The organism is uncultured Gimesia sp. (genome assembly GCF_937910335.1).
Taxonomy (GTDB): Bacteria; Planctomycetota; Planctomycetia; order Planctomycetales; family Planctomycetaceae; genus Gimesia.
Genome location: NZ_CALEMX010000343.1, coordinates 1 through 1275 on the forward strand (window position 1 = coordinate 1; position 1275 = coordinate 1275).

At 48.2% G+C, this 1275-nt stretch carries 1 protein-coding gene; it reads right to left on the minus strand.

Features of this window, described 5'->3' with window-relative positions; genetic code table 11:
• The coding region (locus Q0668_RS13675) for a LamG domain-containing protein (RefSeq protein ID WP_298865600.1) at positions 1–1275 on the minus strand (1275 nt) is incomplete at both ends.

The following is a 1275-nucleotide window of genomic DNA, read 5'->3' on the forward strand; positions in this document are numbered from 1 at the left end:
TGGAAAGACCAGTCGTTCCCGTCAGCGGATGACCAAATTTCCGAATTACAGGTCGTTGGGAAGTTCACCTTGTCATCCGGATTCCAACCACCGAGAAGCCACATCTGATCTTGAAAAACAAGAGCCCCCGCACCATCCCGCGGAGCAAAAGCAGCAGGTAATGCTACTTTTTTCCATTCATATTCAGGAATTTCCAGAGCAGGTTGAATTGTGAACAGGGCCGAGTTCTGCTCAATAAAGAATCGTCGAGTATCGATTCGTTGATTGACCACCAGACGAACGCGGCATTTGTTCGAAACAGTTTTTGGAACACGCCATGAATATTTTTGTGAGTTCACAGCGGCAGTACTGATCATCTTCCAACTCTTGCCGTCATCTACAGAATATTCAATCTGCAGCAGTCCCGCTTTACGAGCATTTGTAGCTGTCCAGGTAATAGCATGCAACGAGCCTGCGTTCCAACGCTCTCCAGACTGAGGTGAAGTCAATGTAACCGTCTGTGGTCCCGTAGCTTCAGGGAATAATTCTGCATGTTTTTTTATCACGGATTCAGCTAACGCCTTTTTATAGATCACCACTTCGTCTATCAAACCATCAAAGAAGTAACGTCCCGCCAGTCCCATACTTCCCAGCAATAACGGTTTACCATTATCAGAGACTTTGGAGTTACGTGGAGCGCGTGCCAAAAGAATACCATCCCGATACAAGGCCAGTGTCTTTGAGTTGACCACCATTGCCACATGAATCCATTCTTGTGTCAAGATGTCCTCTACATCGCTGACACTCGTTAATCGATTCTCTGCTTGTTTCCCAATATAGGAATTGAGCCGATGGGGACTGATCCAAATCATGTAAGGCGCTTGAGTGGCGGTGCCGGCAGAGGATTTGTCGACGATCCCCGCTTCTTTAGTGGACATGGCCTTCAACCAGACTTCCACTGTCATTTCGCCGGTTCCACCCGACTCTTGATCCAAAGCACACAAAGTTTTTAGGGAGGGGATCTCAACCTGACTCTTTGAACCGTCAAAACGTAACGCCTTTTTCCCAGGCCAACGCCCTGCGACCCATTGAGCAACACGAATCTTACCATCCAGGGATGCACCTGCTTTTGATTTGTTCTTTAACGTAGTTCCCTGGCCTCCCTGAAAATCGTAATAAGCCACGACATCGGGGTTCGCCTGGAGCGTTTGTTGGTGTTTCACCCATCTCGCGAGTTCAGCACGTGGAACTTTCGTTTGAGCCTGAGTTGTCACTCCCGAGAGCAGAGTCAAAATG